General features: G+C 74.1%; 11 protein-coding genes and 1 pseudogene. 4 read left to right on the top strand and 8 right to left on the bottom strand.

What is annotated here, in order from left to right; translation table 11 throughout:
- Positions 1–144: 144 nt before the first annotated feature.
- The 3 genes from LEP48_RS08255 to LEP48_RS08245 all read right to left on the bottom strand — a co-directional run bounded on the left by LEP48_RS08255 (position 145) and on the right by LEP48_RS08245 (position 6,671).
- Entirely contained in the window at positions 145–2,850 is a 2,706-nt protein-coding gene (locus LEP48_RS08255; protein WP_304608328.1) for a cellulose binding domain-containing protein, read from the bottom strand.
- Between the two features lie 261 nt (positions 2,851–3,111).
- A complete protein-coding gene (locus LEP48_RS08250; RefSeq protein WP_225565101.1) occupies positions 3,112–5,406 on the bottom strand; it encodes a glycoside hydrolase family 6 protein in 2,295 nt (764 codons plus the stop codon).
- 164 nt (positions 5,407–5,570) lie between these two features.
- Positions 5,571–6,671 carry a LacI family DNA-binding transcriptional regulator gene (locus LEP48_RS08245; protein WP_225565100.1) on the bottom strand — a complete coding sequence of 367 codons (1,101 nt, stop codon included), beginning with the start codon at positions 6,669–6,671 and terminating at the stop codon, positions 5,571–5,573.
- Positions 6,672–6,747: 76 nt separating this feature from the next.
- On the opposite strand from LEP48_RS08245, the gene LEP48_RS08240 reads away from it, so the two are divergent.
- Together LEP48_RS08240 and LEP48_RS08235 are read left to right on the top strand one after the other, a co-directional pair.
- Complete coding sequence (locus LEP48_RS08240; RefSeq protein WP_225565099.1) at positions 6,748–9,495, top strand: substrate-binding domain-containing protein; 2,748 nt, start codon at positions 6,748–6,750, stop codon at positions 9,493–9,495.
- A 200-nt stretch (positions 9,496–9,695) separates the two neighbouring features.
- Positions 9,696–12,395, top strand: coding sequence for a glycoside hydrolase family 48 protein (locus LEP48_RS08235; protein ID WP_225565098.1), 2,700 nt, complete (start codon positions 9,696–9,698; stop codon positions 12,393–12,395).
- Positions 12,396–12,407: 12 nt separating this feature from the next.
- On the opposite strand, the gene LEP48_RS08230 is transcribed toward LEP48_RS08235, so the two are convergent.
- The 4 genes from LEP48_RS08230 to LEP48_RS08215 form a co-directional block, all read right to left on the bottom strand.
- A complete protein-coding gene (locus LEP48_RS08230) occupies positions 12,408–13,943 on the bottom strand; it encodes an SDR family oxidoreductase (protein ID WP_225565097.1) in 1,536 nt (511 codons plus the stop codon).
- On the bottom strand, positions 13,940–14,923 hold the full coding sequence (locus LEP48_RS08225; RefSeq protein WP_225565096.1) for a DNA topoisomerase IB: 984 nt from the start codon (positions 14,921–14,923) through the stop codon (positions 13,940–13,942). The genes LEP48_RS08230 and LEP48_RS08225 overlap by 4 nt, the downstream gene beginning before the upstream one ends.
- Positions 14,924–15,030: 107 nt before the next feature.
- Positions 15,031–15,966, bottom strand: coding sequence for an acyl-CoA thioesterase (locus LEP48_RS08220; protein ID WP_225565095.1), 936 nt, complete (start codon positions 15,964–15,966; stop codon positions 15,031–15,033).
- Positions 15,967–16,092: 126 nt separating this feature from the next.
- Entirely contained in the window at positions 16,093–16,518 is a 426-nt protein-coding gene (locus tag LEP48_RS08215; RefSeq protein WP_225565094.1) for a globin, read from the bottom strand.
- A 133-nt stretch (positions 16,519–16,651) separates the two neighbouring features.
- On the opposite strand from LEP48_RS08215, the gene LEP48_RS08210 reads away from it, so the two are divergent.
- Positions 16,652–16,900 carry a PTS sugar transporter subunit IIB gene (locus LEP48_RS08210; RefSeq protein WP_225565093.1) on the top strand — a complete coding sequence of 83 codons (249 nt, stop codon included), beginning with the start codon at positions 16,652–16,654 and terminating at the stop codon, positions 16,898–16,900.
- Positions 16,901–17,063: 163 nt separating this feature from the next.
- Positions 17,064–17,797: pseudogene (locus tag LEP48_RS08205) on the top strand (OBAP family protein).
- Here the strand turns inward: LEP48_RS08205 and LEP48_RS08200 are convergent.
- Positions 17,794–18,567: an MBL fold metallo-hydrolase gene (locus tag LEP48_RS08200; RefSeq protein ID WP_225565092.1), complete on the bottom strand. Its 774-nt coding sequence runs from the start codon at positions 18,565–18,567 to the stop codon at positions 17,794–17,796. The pseudogene LEP48_RS08205 and the gene LEP48_RS08200 overlap by 4 nt on opposite strands.
- Positions 18,568–18,635 lie beyond the last annotated feature (68 nt).

Below are 18,635 nucleotides of genomic sequence, written 5' to 3'. Positions count from 1 at the left end.
CGGGGCGGCCCGTTGCCGGCCGCCTCACGGGTGGCGGGCCCCGCTTGGGCGCCGATCCGGGCGCCATAGCGGGACCAGCCTCCTGTTCGGCGGGGGTCGGGGTCGGGGTCGGGGGGCGGGGCGAGGCGGGGCGGGAGTCCGGGGTCAGCCGGTGGTGCAGGCCTCGCCCGCCACCGAGAAGCCCGTCGGCTCGCCGGGCGTCCCGGTGCCGATGAAGCCGACGTCCGCGGACGCCCCCGGGGCGAGGTCGGTGGCCCAGCCCGGGGCCTCGACGCTCACGTGCGAGCCGGACTGCGAGACCGTGCCTCCCCAGGCCTGGCTCACCTGCTCACCGGCGGTGAAGTCCCACTCGAGCGACCACCCGGCGACGGTCGAGCCTCCGGTGTTGGTGACGCGCACGGACCCCTGGAAGCCGCCCGGCCACGAGCCGGCGACGTCGTACGCGACGGCGCACGGGCCGTCCCCGGGCTCGTCGGTCGGCTCGGGGGTGGGTTCCTCCGTCGGGTCGGGTGTGGGCTCCTCGGTGGGGTCGGGCTCCGTGCCGGTGAAGTCCCCGACGACGATGCCGCGCCCGTTCGTGCCGACGTACACGCGGCCGAAGACGTCCGGGTCGCCGGTGATCGCCGCGCCCGTCCAGGCGTACTGGTGCTCGTCGTCGTTGATCCGCACCCAGCTCGCGCCGGCGTCGTCGGACCGGAAGATGCCGCGGACGCCGTCGATCTTCGACGACGTGTAGACGGCGGGGTAGTCGCGGCCCTGCGCGGCCTTGCCGAAGCCGACGGTGTCACCCTCGTCCACCGACGCGACGGCCGAGAAGGTGGCGCCGGCGTCGGTGGACCGCCACATGCCGTAGGTGCCGTCGGCCTCGCCGCCCGCGAGCCAGACGTGACCCGCGTGGCCGGGCGCGGCGGCGAACCGCACGTTCCCGGCGTCGGGCAGGCCCTGCGCCGGTGACGCGGCGAACGTCGCTCCGCCGTCGTGCGAGGTGTAGAAGGTGCCGCCGGCGACGGCGTAGAACACGTCCGGGTCGACGCGGTCCGCCTCCACGCGGGCTCCGGCCGGCACCCCGCCGGACGCCGTCCAGGAGGAGCCCAGCGTCGTGGACACGTGCACGCCGGCACCCTCCGGGCTCCACAGGATCCGCGACCCGTCGGCGTTCACGGCGACGGTCCCGGCCCCGGTGACGCCGGACGGCTCCTGGGCCGCCCACCACGAGCCGCCGCCGGAGGTGGAGACGCCCAGGTGGGACTCCGCGCCGTCGCCCTGCCCGGCGCGGACCACGACGGACGGGTCGGTGCCCGCGGCGTCGAGACTGAGCACACCGGAGTGGTACGGCTGGGCGTAGAACGACGACGGCACCTGGGAGATGTCGTCGTGCACGAAGCCGCCGATGTCGTACATCCCCGAGATCAGCTCGGTCGGGCCCGCCGGCGCGAGCAGGTCCTGCACGGCGGTCTCCTCGATGCCGTGGGCGCGCACCCCGATCTGCACGGTGCCGCCGGTGTCCCAGTCGGTGAGGTTCTCGCCGCCGTACACCGTGGCGCCGGTGCCGTAGAGGAACCGGTCGGAGTCGAACGGGTCGATCTCGAAGGACTCCGTCATCCAGCCGAGCTTGGGGCTCGGCTCCGGCTCGGCGGGCTGCTTGCCGAAGTCGAGCCAGGGCGCGCCGGAGATGTCGAGGTCGTAGTGCAGGGTGCGGGCCGGGTAACCGGCCCATTCCCAGATCGGGGCCCACGTCTCGCCCCGGTCGGTGCTGCGGTAGACCTGGATGTCCGGCCACCACGAGATCTGGCTGACCACCATGATCGTGTCGGGGTCCTGCCGGTCGATCGTCAGGCCGGAGTAGCCGAAGGCCGCGTCCGCGCTCGACGACGGCACGGGGCTGATCTGCGTCCACTCGCCGCTGGCGACGTCGAGACGCCAGACGTCGCCCGAGCCGCCGTCGTACGGGCCGCCGGTGTCCGACGTCGCGACGTAGAGCTGCTGCCCCGCGTCGTCGAGCACGGCCTTGTGCGGGACGAACCCCGTGGGCTGGCCGGGCACCCGCTCCCACGTGGCCCCGGCGTCGGTGGACCGGTAGACGTTGTTCTCCTTGTCGGCGACGCCGACGTAGACGGTCTGGGTGGCCGACCCCGCGCTGCCCGACGACGGGTCGAACACCACCCAGACGACGCCCTGGTTGCTGGTGAGGTAGTCGTTGGGGTCGTCCGGGTCCTGCACGTAGTCGCCCGGGTTGGGGAAGCTCGTCACCTCGGCCCACGTCACGCCGGCGTCCGTGCTGCGCCACAGGCCGTGCCCGCCCTCGGTGCCCATGTAGAGCACGTCGTTGTCGTGGGGGTCCACGACCAGCCGCTCGCCCATGCCGCGGCCGGGCATGTTGCCGCCCACCTGGAACGGCAGCGGGGTCGCCGCCCAGGTCTCGCCGCGGTCCGACGAGCGCAGGACGGCGCCGTTCCCCGGGTCCCACGAGTTCGTGTACGAGCCGACCATCGCGTAGACGTTGTCGGTGTCCACGGTGTCGGGGGCGATGCTCAGGACGCCGGACCGGTTCCAGTCGTCCCAGCCGACGTGGTCGAGCAGCGGGGTCCAGCGCTGCGAACCCGGGTCGAGGCGGTAGGCGCCCCCGACGTCGGTGCGGGCGTAGGCGAGCCCCGCCTCGCCCTGGTTGAACACGATGCCGGGGACGAAGCCGCCGCCCACGATCTCGACGTTGCCCCACGCGTAGTCGTCGGTGGCGGCGAAGGCCGACGGCGCCGTGCCGGGTGTCGCCAGCGCGGCGGCACCCAGTCCCCAGACGGCGACGGCGGACGCGGCGAGCGCCGCGACCGCGGGTCTGCTTCTGCGCCTCATGTCTCACTCCCTCGTGCAGACGGTCGGGCGGTGCCCGGGGCGCGTCCTCGCGCCCGGCGCCACCGTATTCGAAGCGCTTCGACGCGCGGCGTGGGTGAAACGTTTCGAGGACGGCTCCGCGGCCGCCGACGGTCCATCCCGCTCCGGGACAGGGGCCGTGTCGCTCCTGTCGCTCGGTCGCGGGGATCCGTCCTCGGACGAGGACGGGCGGGCGGGGGGGGGGGGGGGCCCCGCCCCCCCCCCCCCCGCTGGGTGCCGGTCTCAGCCGACCGTGCAGCTCGTCCCGTTCAGCGCGAACGAGGCGGGTGCGCCGTTGGCGCCGGAGTGGGTCCCGTTGAAACCGACCGAGACGCTCGCACCGGCCGCGAGGGTCCGGTTCCAGTCGGCCGGGGTCACCGTGACGTCGGCCCCCGACTGGCTGTACTGGGCGGACCAGCCCTGGGTGATCTGCTGGCCGTCAGGGAAGGAGAACGTCAGCGTCCAGCCGGTGAGGTCGGCGCCCGAGGTGTTCTCGATGGTCAGCGACCCCGTGAACCCGGTGTTCCACGAGTTCGCCGTGTACGTCACGGCGCACTCCCCGGACGGCTCCTGGTCGCCGGGTGCGGTCCGCGCCGACACGGTGGCCGGTGCGGACACGTTCCCGGCCGCGTCGTGCGCCGTCACGGAGTAGGAGTACGCCGTGTCGGCGTCGAGCCCGGAGTCGGTGAACGACGTCCCGGTCACCTCACCGACCTCTGCCCCGTCGCGCAGGACGGTGTAGCCCGTGACGCCGGTGTCGTCGCTCGAGGCGCTCCAGCCCAGCGTCACCGAGTCCTCGGTGGCGGCCGAGGCCGCCAGGTCGCCGGGCGCGGTCGGCGCCTCGACGTCGTCGCCGCTGCCCGCCTCCGCGGTGGTGACGGTGAGCGCCGACGAGGCCGCCGAGACGTTCCCGGCCGCGTCGCGCGCGGTCACGGTGACCGCGTACGAGGTGTCCGGGTCGAGGCCCGTCAGGGTGAACGACGTGGTGGCGGTGGTGCCGGCGGCCGCACCGTCGACGAGCACCGTGTACCCGGTCACGCGGGTGTCGTCGCTCGAGGCGTCCCAGCTCACCTCGGCCGACGTCGCCGAGACCGCGCCGGCCACGAGCCCACTCGGCGCCGAGGGCGCCGTCGTGTCGGGCTCGGAGGGCTCGTCACCGTCGATCGCCGGGTAGGCGTTGGCCACCAGCATCTCGAACTGGGCCTCGAACCACTGGCCCGACAGCGGCGCGCCGCCCAGCGCTCCGGTCAGCAGGCCGTCGAGCTTGGGGGAGGCGAAGGTCGGGTCGCACATGCGGTCGAAGTGCTTGCCCTGGTCGTTCGGGATCTCCTCCGAGGAGCCGTCCGACTCACCCGGGGGCTTGACCCAGACGAAGGCGTCCAGGTGCGACTCCGGGTAGCCGGCGGGCTCCACCTGCGGCCGCTCGCCGATGCCGGCGCCGTCCGGGTTGCACCATGCGCCGCGGTGGGTGCGGCGGTCGACGCGGGACTCGTCCACATACGTGTCGAGGTTGGTCGAGGAGCTGAGCTCCGTCGGCCGCTCCGGCCCGCCCCAGCCGTTGCGGGAGGTGTCGATGAGCATGCCGATCGACGACGGGAAACCCTCGGCGACCAGCAGGTCGTAGAGGTGCGCCGTCCAGTCCGTCTCGTCGAAGTCGGCGTTCCACTGGTAGAAGGTCGCCGAGCGCACCGGCGTGCTGCCGAGCTGGACGTCCTCAAGGAACGGCTCGGCGAGCGGCGTCGAGTTCGCGGTGTTGGTGACGAAGCCCGCCACCGAGTCGAAGCCCGCCTCGGTGTCGCCCACGACCTCGGCGAACAGCTGCGCGGCCGGCTGCGCGTTGCTGGGCCAGCCAAGCCACCCCGCGTGCGCGGCGTCGATGTAGCTGTAGACGTTGCCGACGTCGTGCAGCGCGTCGAGCGCGTACGCGACGCCCTCGCGGTAGTACGGGGCCGCTTCCTGGCACAGCGGCTCGCTGATGTTCGTGACGAGGTTCGGCAGGGAGTCCGGCTCGATCGTCGCCACGATCCGCAGGTTCTCGTAGGCCGGGTCGTCGAGGATCGCCGCGATCGGGTCGATGTACTCGGTCCGGTAGCGGGCCATGCCCTCGGCGGTCGCGGGGAGCTCGCCGTTGGAGGCCAGGGCGTAGCAGTCCCGGCCGGGCAGGTCGTAGATGACGAGGTTCACGACGATCGGCGTGTCGCCCTGCTGCTGGGCCAGCGCTGCGTCGAGGTGGTACCGCAGGCCCGGCCCGTCGGCGTTGCCCTCGATGGCGCTGATCCGGTCCATCCAGACGGAGGTGGGCTCCTCGGCGATGGCCTGCATCTGCGCGCCGAGGTCGCCGCCCGCCTGGGCGGCCGTCGCCTCGACGTGGGCGGACCAGTAGTCGTTCACGTACTGCGTGGCGCCGACGAACGGGTTGTCCACCCGTGCTTCGGCGGCCTGGGCCGGCAGCGTCGCGACGGTCAGCGGCGCCGCCGTCATGGCGAGCGCTGCGGCGACCGACGCGACGCTGCGAGGTCGTGGGGATCGGGACGGCACGGGGGCCTCCAGGGACTCGACTGCCGCGGGCGCGAGGCCCGCGCGCCGGCCGGACGGCCGACTCCTCCCAACCTGGACCGGACGGGGCCGGGCGGACACCGCACGAAACGTTTCTCGCCGGTGCGGCGTCCCGTCCCGCTCGTGCGGCGGCCCGCGCCGGCGGGTCAGGCTGCCGGGGGTGCCGTCGAACCGCGGATCAGCAGCCGGGCGGCGACGGGAGCCGGGGTGTCCGGCTCGGCGTCCCCGGGACCGTCGCGGTCGGCACGGGTGGGCCCCGCAGCAGGCTTCAGGGCGGGCGCGAGGGCCGCCGCGACCCGGGGGCCGAGCGCGGCGTGCGGTCGCGCGACGGCGGTCAGCGGCGGGTCGAGCAGCCGGCACGTCGGGCTGTCCTCGCCCGCGAGCACGGAGACGTCCCAGGGCACCCGCAGGCCGCGCCGGCGCGCCGCCTCGAGCACGGCCAGTGCCGCGAGGTCGTCGTCGGTCACCACCATCGTGGGACGCAGCGGGGTCGCGAGCAGGCGCGCGGCCGCGGACGACGTCTCCTCGACCCGCCCGTACTCGACGACCTCCACCGTCGCGCGGACGCGGTCGGCGGCGTCCGCCAGCCCCGCGAGCAGGCAGCGCGCGCCCTCGAGCCGCTCGTCGCGCACGAACAGGGCGAGCCGCCGGTGCCCCAGCCCGACGACGTAGCGCGCGGCGTCGCCCTCCGCCCAGCCGTCGAACCAGACGCGGCCGTCCGCCGGGGCCCCGGAGGGGACGGGCGAGTGCGGAGGGTGCGGGCCGGGAGCGACCCGGACCAGCGGAGCACCGACCCGCTCGGCCGTGCGCACCCGGGGGTCGTCGCGCAGCAGGTCGGTGGCGACGAAGCCCGCGTGCCGGCCCTCGGTCCACGTGGCGTCGAGCCGCGCGGCGGCCGCCGCCCGGTCCGGGGCGACCTCGACGCAGACGGCGACCCCGGCGTCCGCGAGAGCGGACTGCAGGCCCGTCGCGACGTCGAGGGCCGACGTCGTGGGCGCGTCGCCGGGCAGGAGCACGGCCAGGCTGCGGGTCTGGGAGCGCAGGGACCGGGCGGCGGCGCTCGGGCGCCAGCCCAGGTCGGAGGCGATGCGCAGCACGTGCCGCCGCGTCGCGTCGGACACGCCCGGGCGGTCGTTCAGGGCGTACGACACGACCGAGATCGAGACGCCGGCGGCCCGGGCGACGTCGGTGATCGTCAGGCGCCGAGGGCGGCTCGGTGCGCCCTTCGCACCCCCGTTGGTGGTCACGCTCCCACACTGTGCCGTGTTTCGGGAGATGATGCACCAGGGCACGCAGTACTCAACGGTGAGGACGGTGGCGCGAATGCCTTCGCAGGCAGGACGACAGGTGACGACGGCGGGACGGCCGCCGGCAGGGCGGCTGACGGTCGGGGTGCTGTGCCCCGTGCTGGGTGGCTTCTACTTCGGGCGCACGCTCGCCGGGATGGCCCGGGTGCTCCGGGCGGCAGGACACCGCGTGGTCGCGGTCCAGACGTACCCGGCGGACCTGGACCGGGACGAGTTCCCCGTCCCGCCCGCCCACCGGCACGTGGTGGGACGACGGTCGTTCGACGGGCTCGTCGTCGTGACCACCGCGCTCGCGGAAGGCGACCTGCGCGCCCTCGACGAGTCGGGGGTGCCGCTCGTGCTCCTGGGCGTCCAGGGCGAGGGTCTGCGGGCGCCGAGCGTGGTGCCCGACAACTCCGGCGGGGTGCGTGCCGCCGTCGACCACCTGGTGGCGCACGGGCACCGGCACATCGGGTTCGTCGGCAACACGGACCAGCAGGACACGCTGGAGCGGTACGAGGCCTACCGCGGGGCCCTCGCCGCGCACGGTCTCGAGGCGCGCGCGGAGTGGTTCTACGCCACCCGCGACAACCAGGAGGCCAGCGCGGAGGCAGTGGCCCGCCGGCTGGTCGAGCGGGAGCTGCCGACGACGGCCACCCTGGCGGCCACCGACCGCAACGCGATCGGATTCATGCGGGGGCTGCGCGCCGCCGGGCTCGAGCTGCCCGAGGACCAGGCGGTCGTCGGCGTCGACCGTTCCGACTCGGGCGCCCGGGCCAGGCCGCGGCTGTCCACGGTGGACCCGATGCACGACGCGGTGGGGGAGCGGGCGGCCGAGCTGATGCTGGCGCGGCTGCGCGGCCTGGCGGTGACCGGCACGCACCGCCTCACACGCTCTGCGCTCATCACCCGGGAGTCGTGCGGCTGCGTCGAGGGGGTGCGCGGCGACCTGGTCGTGGCGGGCACGACCACACGCCGGCCCGACGACGAGCCGATGCTCGCCGACGTCGCCCGGGTGGCCTTCCCGTGCGTCACCGACGGCACGCCGACGTCGCCCGCCGGAGCCGGGCACGGAGCCGGGCACGGGGGTGGGCACGGGGGTGGGCACGGGGCGCTCCGGCGGCGGCCGAGCCCGGTCGACGTGTGGCTGCACGCCCTGCAGCGCATGTTCCGCAGCGCCGCGGAGCTCGCCGTCGTCCCGCCGGTGGACGCGCTGGCCGAGCTCGCGGACCGCACGGCGGCCCTGCGGCCCTCGCCCGACGCCCTCGAGCAGCTGGTCCCCGCGGTACGCGCCGAGGCGGCGCGCTGGACCCGCGAGGCGGGGCGGCGCACCCCGTCGCCCGGGCGAGCCCAGGTGCCGCGGCGAGCGGCACGGCTCGCGGCCGTGGAGGACACCGCGCGGCACGTGCTCGTGGCGTTCGTGCACGGCTGCTCCCAGCCGGCGCTCGTCCGGGTGGGGCGCCTCGAGCAGGACATCGCGGAGCAGAACGAGGTCGACCTGGAGCTGATGCGGTCCGACGGCGCCGCCCTGCGCCGGCTCGACTGGCTCCCGCGCGGGCACAGCGGGGCCGCGGCCCTCGCGCTGTGGGAGGACGATGCGGAGTCCTCGGGCGGGCGCCTGCTGCGCATCGTGGGCGCCCGCGGGGTGCCGGGCGCGGAACGTCTGGTGGGCACCGCCCTCCAGCTCGCGGACTTCCCGCCCTCGGAGCTCACCGACCCGCGGACCCTGACCGTGGTGACGCGGGTGGCGTTCGGCCGCAGCGACCGGGGGTTCCTGCTGGTGGGCGGCATCGTCGACGCGCGCTCGACCAGCACGCGGGTCCGGTACGACCACTGGGCCGCGATGCTGTCGGTCGCGCTCGACGCGGAGGGCATGCTCAGCTCCCTGCAGGACCAGCGCCGGGAGCTGGCGCAGGCTGCCGAGCGCGAGCGGGTGCTCGCCCTCGAGGTGGAGGCGAGCCGGGAGCGTGCGGCGCTCGTCCAGATCGCCTCCCAGGACGGCACCTGGGACTGGGACGTGGAGTCCGGCGAGGTGCGGTACTCCGAGGCCTGGGCGAGGATCGTGGGCTGCGACGTGCGCCACCTGGGCGACGACGCGCAGGAGTGGCTCGGCCGCGTCCATCCCGACGACGCCCGCGCGGTGCACGCCGCGGTGGCGGCCCAGCTCTCCGGCGCCCACCAGCCGCTGGACGTCGAGCACCGCGTGCGGGCGGCGGACGGCCGGTACGTGCGGGTGCGCTGCCGGGCCGTCACCGTGCACGACGCCGGCGACCGCCCGGCCCGCATGGTGGGGGCGATGGCGGTGCTCTCCGACCTCGGGCTGTTCCGCAGCGAGCTGCGCGAACGGGTGCTCGCCGACCCCGACACCGGACTCGTCGCACGGGACCTGTTCGTCGACCGGCTGGAGCGCGCGATCCTGCGGGCCCGGCGCGTCGACGGTTACGACTGGCAGCTCCTCGCGCTGGGCTTCCCCCAGTCACCCTCGGTACCCACGCTCCACCGGCTGCAGGGCGAGCTGGGCGGCGCGGACTGCGCGTACGCGGCGGCACCGTGCGACGTCGTCGTGCTGCTCGACGGTGCCGACGAGGCCTCCGCACGGGAACGCGTGGCGCGGCTGCGCGCGGTGCTCGGCGCCGCGGTGGGGATCGAGCGGGTCGTCGGGCTGCCGACGCCGGCCGGTGACGCGATCGAGGCGCTGCGCCGGGCGGGGGACGCACTGGCCCGGTACCGGGCGCCGCGGCAGGCGAGCCCGTCGCGAGACAGAGTGCCCCGCCCCGCGAGATAGAGAACTCCGGACCGCGAGATAGAGAACTCCGGACCGCGAGATAGAGAGCCTCGCCCGGGGCACAGAAACGTTTGGGCCCGTTGTCGCCCGGATCGGCGCCCGTGAGCCTCGAAGGGTGCTCCCCGCCGGGTCGCCGACGTGCGCCGGGCGCCGGTCGCCGACCGGCCACGGGCGAGCCTCCCGACGAAGAGAGGTGCACGATGCCCCGAACAGCCCACCGGCCGCGAGGCCGGACCGTCCTCACGCTGGGCGCGCTCGCCGCCGTGGCCGCGCTCCCGCTGGCGACCGCCGGCGCCGCGCCGCTCACGCCCGCCCTGGCCGTCGACGCCGGGGCCGAGGTCGCCGCCGGCGTCGAGGTCGCCGCCGTGGCCGCCGACGGCGAGTACACCCAGCGCTTCCTCGAGCTGTACGACAAGGTGCACGACCCGGCGAACGGCTACTTCTCCCCGCAGGGCATCCCGTACCACTCCGTCGAGACGCTCATGGTGGAGGCTCCCGACTACGGGCACGAGACCACGAGCGAGGCGTACTCGTTCTGGCTGTGGCTGGAGACCTCCTACGGGCAGGTCACGGGCGACTGGGAGCCCTTCAACCACGCCTGGGACACGCTCGAGGCGTACATGATCCCCACCACCGAGAACCAGCCGACGAACGGGGCGTACGACCCGGCGTCGCCGGCGACCTACGCACCCGAGTTCAACCACCCGAGCCAGTACCCCTCCCAGCTCGACGGCACCGTGCCCGTCGGGTCCGACCCCATCGGGGCGGAGCTGGAGTCCACCTACGGCACGTCCGAGATCTACGGCATGCACTGGCTCGCGGACGTCGACAACGTCTACGGCTACGGCGCCGCGCCGGGGTCCTCGGAGCTCCTCGGCCCCGACCACGAGGGCACGTCGTACATCAACACGTTCCAGCGCGGCCCCCAGGAGTCGGTCTGGGAGACGGTGCCGCAACCGTCGATCGACGACTTCAGCTACGGCGGCGAGAACGGCTACCTCGACCTCTTCACGGGCGACGCGAGCTACGCGCAGCAGTGGAAGTACACCAACGCGCCCGACGCGGACGCCCGCGCCGTCGAGGCGGCCTACTGGGCGAACAAGTTCGCCACCGAGCAGGGCCAGCCCGAGGCGGTCGCCGACACCGTGGGCAAGGCCTCGAAGATGGGCGACTACCTGCGGTACGCCCTGTTCGACAAGTACTTCAAGACGCCCGGCTGCGAGTCGACGTCCTGCGCCGCGGGCAGCGGCCGGGACAGCGCGCACTACCTCCTGTCCTGGTACTACGCGTGGGGCGGCGCGCTGGACACCTCGTCGCCGTGGGCGTGGCGCATCGGCTCCAGCCACGCGCACTTCGGCTACCAGAACCCCATGGCGGCATGGGCGCTGGCCAACGACCCGGCGCTGGTGCCCGACTCGCCGACCGCGGCCGGTGACTGGGAGACCAGCATGGACCGGCAGATCGAGCTGTTCCAGTGGTTGCAGTCGCCCGAGGGCGGCATCGCCGGCGGTTCCACCAACAGCTGGGACGGCCACTACGCCGACCGGCCGGACGACGTCGCCACGTTCTACGGCATGGGCTACCAGGAGGCACCCGTGTACCACGACCCGCCGTCGAACTCCTGGATGGGCATGCAGGGCTGGGGCGTCGAGCGCATCGCCCAGCTGTACGAGGAGACGGGGGACGAGCGCGCCGAGGCGATCCTCGACAAGTGGGCGCCCTGGGTGATGGACCACATCACGATCTCCGCCGACTCGTGGGAGATCCCGTCGAACCTCGCGTGGTCCGGCCAGCCCGACGACTGGGACCCCGACAACCCGGGCGACAACGCCGGGCTGAGCGTCGAGGTCACCGCCTACGGCCAGGACGTCGGCGTCGCCGGTGCCCTCGCCCGGTCGCTCATGTACTACGCGGCCGGCGGTACCGGCGCCACCCACGACGAGGCACAGCAGGTCGCGCACGACCTGCTCGACGCGATCTGGACGCAGAACAGCGACCCGGTCGGCGTGGCCACCACCGAGACGCGCACCGACTACGCGCGCTTCGACGACGTGCTCACCACCACGGACGGCGACGGCGTCTACGTGCCCCAGGGGTGGAGCGGGACCATGCCGAACGGCGACGTCGTCGAGCCCGGCGTCTCGTTCCTCGACATGCGCTCGTTCTACCTCGACGACCCGCAGTGGTCCAAGGTCCAGGACCACCTCGACGGCGGGCCCGCTCCCGAGTTCACCTACCACCGGTTCTGGGCGCAGACGGCGGTCGCGACGGCGCTCGCGGACTACGACCGGCTGTTCGGCGAGGACGACGTCCCCTCGGACGACACGCAGGCACCCACCGTCCCGGCGGGCCTCGAGGTCACCGCGACCACGGACGCCACCGCGTCGCTGGCCTGGGAGGCGTCGACCGACGACACCCGGGTGAACGGGTACACGGTGCGGCGCGACGGCGAGGTCGTCGGGACGACCGGCGGCACCGTCACGACGTTCACGGACGACGGGCTCGACGCCGGGTCGTCGTACGAGTACACGGTCTCGGCGCGTGACGCCGCCGGGAACGTCTCGCAGGAGTCCGCGCCGGTGACGGCCACCACCCAGGAGGCCGCGCCGGTCGAGGGCTGCACCGCCGAGTATGCGACGGTCGGCTCGTGGAACGGCGGGTACCAGGGCCAGGTGACGGTGACCGCCGGGCCGGACGGGCTCAGCGGGTGGACCGTGACCTGGGACGCCGCGCCCGGGACCGTGACGCAGGCCTGGGGCGGCGTCGTGACGTCGCAGGGCTCGGTCGTCGAGGCCACGAACGAGTCGTGGAACGGCACGCTCGCTCCGGGGGCGAGCGCCACCGTCGGGTTCATCGGGTCCGGCGCGCCGCCGTCCGACCCGGCACCCACCTGCGGCTGACCGCCTGCCCGATCAGCGGTCGACGTGGCCCGCGAGGCGCTCCGCCTCGCGGGCCACGTTGCGCTGCATCCCGCCGAAGATGACGCCGTGGAACGGCGCGACCGACCACCAGTAGAGCTGGCCGGCCAGGCCGTGCGGGTGGAACAGCGCCCGCTGCGCGAAGTACGTGCGCGCCGGGCCGGCGGCGTCGGCCGGACCCGGCCCGGGGTCGTCGGGGTCGGTCACCTCGGCCGCCGCCTCGTCGACCCGCAGCTCGAGCCACGCGAGCCCGGGCAGCCGCATCTCGGCACGCAGCAGCAGCCGTCGTCCCGGCTCGATCGCCTCGACCCGCCAGAAGTCGAGCGCGTCGTCCACCCGCAGCCGGTGCTCGTCCCGGCGGCCGCGCCGCAGGCCCGGGCCTCCGACCAGCCTGTCGAGCACGCCCCGCACGCGCCATGCGACCGACCAGGAGTACCACCCGCGGTGACCGCCGATCTCCTCGATCACCCGCCACAGCACGTCGTGCGGCGCGTCGACGACGGTGCGGCGCTCGTCGACGTACAGCGAGCCACCGGCCCAGTCCGGGTCGGACGGCAGCGGGTCGGACGGGGCCCCCGGCACGGACGCCGACGTCCAGCGGGTGGTCACCTCGCCGTCGTGGACCCGGGCGAGGGCGAGCTCGATCGCGTGGTCCACGCCGACCAGGCCCTCGGGCGGATCGGGAACGTGCCGGCGCACGTCGTCCTCGTGGCACACCACCTCGTGCTGCAGCGACTCCACCAGCGGCCGTGCGATGCCCGACGGGACCGGGGTGACGAGCCCGACCCAGAGGCTGGACAGCTGCGGTGTCAGCACCGGGACGCCGACGATCAGCCGCCGTGGCAGCCCGGCCGCCCGTGCGTAGCGCTGCATCATGTCGCGGTAGGTGAGCACGTCGGGGCCGCCGATGTCGAAGCCCCGCGAGACGTCGCGGGGCATCGACGCCGAGCCGACGAGGTAGCGCAGCACGTCACGCACCGCGATGGGCTGGATCCTGTTGTCGACCCAGCGCGGCGTGGTCATCGCCGGCAGCCGCTCCGTGAGGTAGCGCATCATCTCGAACGACGCCGAGCCGGACCCGAGGATGATGGCGGCACGCAGCACCGTCGTCGGGACGCCCGAGGCGAGGAGGATCTCCTCGACCTCCTTGCGTGAGGCCAGGTGTGGCGAGAGGTCGCCCTCCGGGACGTCGGGGTACAGGCCGCCGAGGTAGACGACGCGCCCCACTCCCGACTCGCGGGCCGCCTGTGCGAACGTGAGGGCGTTGCGCCGGTCTCGGGCCTCGAACGTGCGCCCCGCGCCCAGCGAGTGCACCAGGTAGTAGGCGACGTCGACGCCGTCGAGCGCCCGTCGGACCGCGGCGAGGTCGCCCACGTCGGCCTCCACGGCCTGCACGTCGTCCACCCACTCGCGGCCCGCGAGCCGGGCCGGGTTGCGGCTGATCGCGCGGACCTCGTGCCCGGCGCCGAGAAGCTCCGGCACGAGTCGGCCGCCCACGTAGCCCGTGACGCCGGTGACCGCCGCCCTCATCCGAGCAGCTCCAGCACGGCGCTCTCCGCCCGCGACCGCGAGCGGGTGGCGCCGATCGTCTCGCCGCGCTCCCACAGGTCGAAGAGCCGAGGGTCGATGTACGACGAGCGCGCGACGGCCGGCGTGTTCCCGAGCTCGGCGGCGACGTCGCGCACGATCTCGGCCACGACGCGGCGCCGGGCGCGGTCCGACGCCGGGGGAGCGCCCACGTCGGCGAGCGCCCGGGCGGCGAGCACCGTCGCGTGCCAGGTGCGGAAGTCCTTCGGGGTGGCGTCGTCCCCGAGCCGGTCCTTGATGTCGTCCTGGACGTCCGCGCTGGTGACGTCGTACCAGGTGGCCGCGCCGGAAGACCCGTCCCGCCAGGCGAGCAGGTCCTCCCCGCCGCGCCGGCGCTTCAACGTCGTGACGAGCTCGGCGACCACGGGGTCCTCCACCAGGGCGTCACGCACCTGGCCGGACTTGGCCGGATACCGGAAGTGGACACTGCCGTCGCGGCGCACCGTCGCGTGCTCCTTGCGGATCGTGGCCAGCCCGTAGCTGCCGTGCTGCTTGGCGTAGATCTCGCCGCCGGCGCGGAAGTACGCCTCGTCGAGCAGCCGGAACGCGAGCGCCAGGACCTTGGCCCGGGGCATGCCCGGCAGCCGGAGGTCCCGGGTGACGCGACGCCGCGCCGCGGGGAGCCGCCGGCCGACGTCGAGGACGTGGTCGTGCTTGCGCCGGGCCCGCCGCTCGCTCCACTGCTCGTGGTACAGGTACTGCCCGCGGCCGGCGTCGTCCCGGCCGAAGGCCTGGAGATGCCCGTTCTCGAACCGGCAGATCCAGACGTCCTCCCAGGCGGGCGGGACCGCCAGCCGGGTGCAGCGCGCGACCTCCGCCTCGTCGGCCAGAGGGTGGCCGTCGACGTCGAGGAACACCCACCCGTCGCCCTTCGGTCGGCGCGAGTAACCGGGGGAGCTGATCGAGACACGCCGCAGTCGCACGTCGCCAGTGTGCGTCGCCGCTCGCCGTCGCGCCCGGCGAGCACCCAGCGAGGGCTCGGCGAGCGCCCGCCGACCCGTCAGACCCGGCGCGGGTCGACCGGACAGGCTCAGGCCGGCAGGCGGATCATGCCCTCCTGCGCGATGGTCGCGACCAGGGCGCCCGAGCGGGAGTACACGCGGGCCAGGCCCAGACCGCGGCCGCCCTGGGCGCCCGGCGACTCCTGGACGTAGAGCAGCCACTCGTCGGCGCGCGCGTCCCGGTGGAACCACATCGCGTGGTCGAGGCTCGCCATCGGCACGGAGTCGCCGACGTCCCGCCACGACTTGCCCGCCTGGCGAAGGACGGGCTCCAGCATCACCTGGTCGCACGCGAACGCGAGCAGCGCGCGGTGCAGCAGCAGGTCGTCGGACCCGATCTCGTGACGCGCGCGCATCCACACGCGCTGCGCCGGGCCCGGGTGCGGGTCGGCGCCCAGGTACAGGTTCCCGTCCACGTGGCGCAGGTCGAACGCCGACTCGTGCGACCAGAAGCGTGCGGCCGGGTGGTCGATGCCCTGAAGGGTGTCGATCGCGGACGGCACGTCCTCCGGATCGGGCACGTCGTCGGGGCCGGACGCCGACGTCTCGTAACCGGGCTGGTCCACCTGGAACGACGCCGTCAGGGACAGGATCGGCCCGCCGGCCTGCAGGGCGTGCGTACGACGGGCGCTGAACGACCGTCCGTCACGCAGCCGTTCGACGGCGAAGCTGATCGGTGCGTCGAGCTTGCCCTCCCGCAGGAAGTAGGCGTGCAGCGAGTGCGGCAGCCGGTCGTCGGTGACGGTGCGGCCGCAGGCCAGCAGGGCCTGGGCGAGCACCTGGCCACCGTAGACGCGCCGGCCCGGCCCGGGGACGCTGTCCCCGCGCCACAGGTCGTCCTCCCCGCGCGGACCCCAGCCGTCCACCTCCCGCAGCGAGAGGGTGGCCAGGAGCCGGTCCAGCGCGTCAGGGACAGGCGCCGCCGCGTCGGGGGACGGGCTCGTCGGGGTGGACGTCTCGCTCAAGGTCGCTCCTCGGAGTGCTGGGTCGAACAGGTGCTGGTCGAACGACGTTGGTGGTCGGAATGCTGCTGCGGCTCGCTGCGGCGAGTGCCTGCTCTGCTGCGGCCCTCACCTGCGCTCGCCTGGGCATCATTCCTCGAAGGTGTTGATGAGCGAGTGTGCCGCTCGCTCCAGGTAGTCCCACAGCTGGGCCTCGTGGAGCGGCGCCAGCGCGAGGTCGTCGACGGCGGTACGCATGTGACGCAACCAACGGTCGCGCGCGTCGGGGTTGACCTTGAACGGGACATGGCGCATGCGCAGCCGCGGGTGCCCGCGCTGCTCGCTGTACGTCGTCGGGCCGCCCCAGTACTGCTCCAGGAACATCGTCAGGCGCACCTTCGCCGGCCCGAGATCCTCCTCCGGGTACATCGGCCGCAGGACCTCGTCGTCGGCGACACCCTCGTAGAAGACGTCGACCAGACGCTCGAACGTGGCGTGACCGCCGATCTCCTCGAAGAACGAGCGGCTCGGGCGGACCGGCTCCTCGGAGCGGGGCGCGGAAGTCTCGTTGCTCACCGGCACATCTTCCCAGACTTCCCCCGTGCCCCGGCCTTCCACCCGCCCCGCGGGCATCCCACGGCCCACCGGGGCCGGCGGGACGGGCTAGGGTGGAGGAGGACCTGCAACGACGCAATCCGTGGGAGACCCGATGAGCCCGAACCACAAGGCCGACAACATCCTCGCCGCCCTGGGCGGCCGCACCAACATCGTCGAGCTCGAGCCGTGCATCACCCGGTTGCGCGTGGAGGTGAGCGATCCGTCACGGGTCGACGAGCCCGGCCTCAAGGCGTCGGGCGCGTTCGGGGTCGTGCGCTCGGGGCGCGTGGTGCAGGTGATCGTCGGCCCGGAGGCCGACGACCTGGCCGCACAGATGGACGGTCTGCTCGCCGTCCGCTGACCCAGGAGCCTCGACCCCGCAAGGCCGCGCGCGTCCTCGCGCGCGGCCCTGGCGCGCGTACCGGCGCGAGCGCACATCTCCGGCGAGCTACGGGATCTTCTGCGTGACTGGTCCTGACCGGGACGACCCGCCGGCCGGTGGTCTGTCGCGAAGGAGGACGGGAATGAGCGCCACGGAACGGAACAGCCCTCTGTCGCCCGCGGGTGACGGCAAGGGCATCTGGCTGTCGACCCTGGAGAAGGGAGCGAAGGTCCTGCAGGACCCTGCACCCCTGACGAAGTTCGACGTGTACGTCGCCGGGTTCCACCCCGCCAAGGACGACCCGACGATGCAGATGGAGGCCCACCACTACTGCAGGGTCGTGAACGACGACTTCATCCAGGCGGCCCTGTTCGACGGCAACACGCCCGAGGCGAACCTCATCGGGATCGAGTACATCGTCTCCGAACAGCTCTTCGGGAGCCTGCCCGTCGAGGAGCGCTCCTACTGGCACCCCCACAACTTCGAGGTCCTGTCGGGCCAGCTGATCGCCCCCGGCTGCCCGCCGTCGCGGAGAAGGCGCTGATGAAGCGACTGATGAACAGCTACGGCAAGACGTGGCATACCTGGCACACCGGGCGGCACGACACGGGCGGGGGGCACGACCTGCCGCTGGGCGACCCCATGCTGATGTGGTCGTTCAACCGCGAGGGGGAGTGCGACCCGGCTCTCGAGCAGGATCGTGAGGTCGCCATGGACCTGGATACGGCCGTGACGCAGCGACAGCGTCAGGAACTCGTCGATCTCGCCCACCCGCAGGTGGGCGTCGACGCCCTCCGGGACCGGTTCGTCGGCACCACGCCGATGCCAGGCGTCGCCGACGTCAACGACAGAGGGGCTGAGCCGCCCTCCGACTAGTGGGCCCCGACGGCCCGCGCCTCCTCCACCGCTGCAGCGACCGACCCGGTCCACGGCTCGCCATGACCCGGAAGAAGGGTGCCCGCGCCGGTGGCGGCCAGGTCGTCCAGCGACCGCAGCGCCTGCGCGCTGTCCGCGGTGGCCGCACCGGCGATGATCTGCGGGCCCCGCCTGCTGGTGTACGGGTCCAGGGTGACGAGCGCGTCGCCGGTGAACAGCACGTCCCGGTCCGCCAGGTGCAGCGCGCAGTGCCCGGGTGTGTGCCCCGGCGAGAAGACCACACGGGGAGAGCCGGGCAGGGGCAGCACGGCGCCCGGCTCGGCGTGCCGGGCGCCGCTCACCCCCGGGACCCGGAGCGCGCCGGCCCTCACCATCGCCGCGAGGATGCGCACGGACGCCGGATAGCGCAGCGGGTACCAGCCCCGGACGTTCTCGTGCGCGTACCGGTAGGGGTGGGCGGCCACCTCGTCGTCCTCACGGTGCAGCCAGATCGGGACGCCGAGCACCCTCTGCGTCCTGGCCGCCGAGCCGGTGTGGTCGAAGTGCGCGTGCGTCAGCACGACCGCCTCGACGTCCGACGGGCGCCTGCCGAGCCTGCGTAGGGCACGGCCCAGCAGGTCCCACGTGCCCGGCAGACCCGTGTCGACCACCAGCACCCGTCCGTCGTCGTCGGTGACGAGGTAGACGTTCACGAAGGCGTGCTCCAGGCGAAACACGCCTTCGGCCACCTCGGCCACCTCGCCGCGGACTGCACCTCTGCGAGCACGCATCGCACCTGTCCTCTCTCTGTCGCCGTCCCTCGATGCGAATCCCCTGACGGTCACCCACCGTCCGGTCA

The organism is Isoptericola luteus, assembly GCF_020297055.1.
GTDB classification, from domain to species: domain Bacteria; phylum Actinomycetota; class Actinomycetes; order Actinomycetales; family Cellulomonadaceae; genus Isoptericola; species Isoptericola luteus.
Note: the sequence above shows the minus strand (reverse complement) of the source record. Positions and strands in the feature narration are given on the sequence as shown.

Coding starts and splice junctions, on each gene's coding strand:
- LEP48_RS08210 (WP_225565093.1), top strand. CDS start 16,652: ATGAGCCCGAACCACAAGGCCGACAACATCCTCGCCGCCCTGGGCGGC.
- LEP48_RS08255 (WP_304608328.1), bottom strand. CDS start 2,850: ATGAGGCGCAGAAGCAGACCCGCGGTCGCGGCGCTCGCCGCGTCCGCC.
- LEP48_RS08200 (WP_225565092.1), bottom strand. CDS start 18,567: ATGCGTGCTCGCAGAGGTGCAGTCCGCGGCGAGGTGGCCGAGGTGGCC.
- LEP48_RS08240 (WP_225565099.1), top strand. CDS start 6,748: ATGCCTTCGCAGGCAGGACGACAGGTGACGACGGCGGGACGGCCGCCG.
- LEP48_RS08230 (WP_225565097.1), bottom strand. CDS start 13,943: ATGAGGGCGGCGGTCACCGGCGTCACGGGCTACGTGGGCGGCCGACTC.
- LEP48_RS08235 (WP_225565098.1), top strand. CDS start 9,696: ATGCCCCGAACAGCCCACCGGCCGCGAGGCCGGACCGTCCTCACGCTG.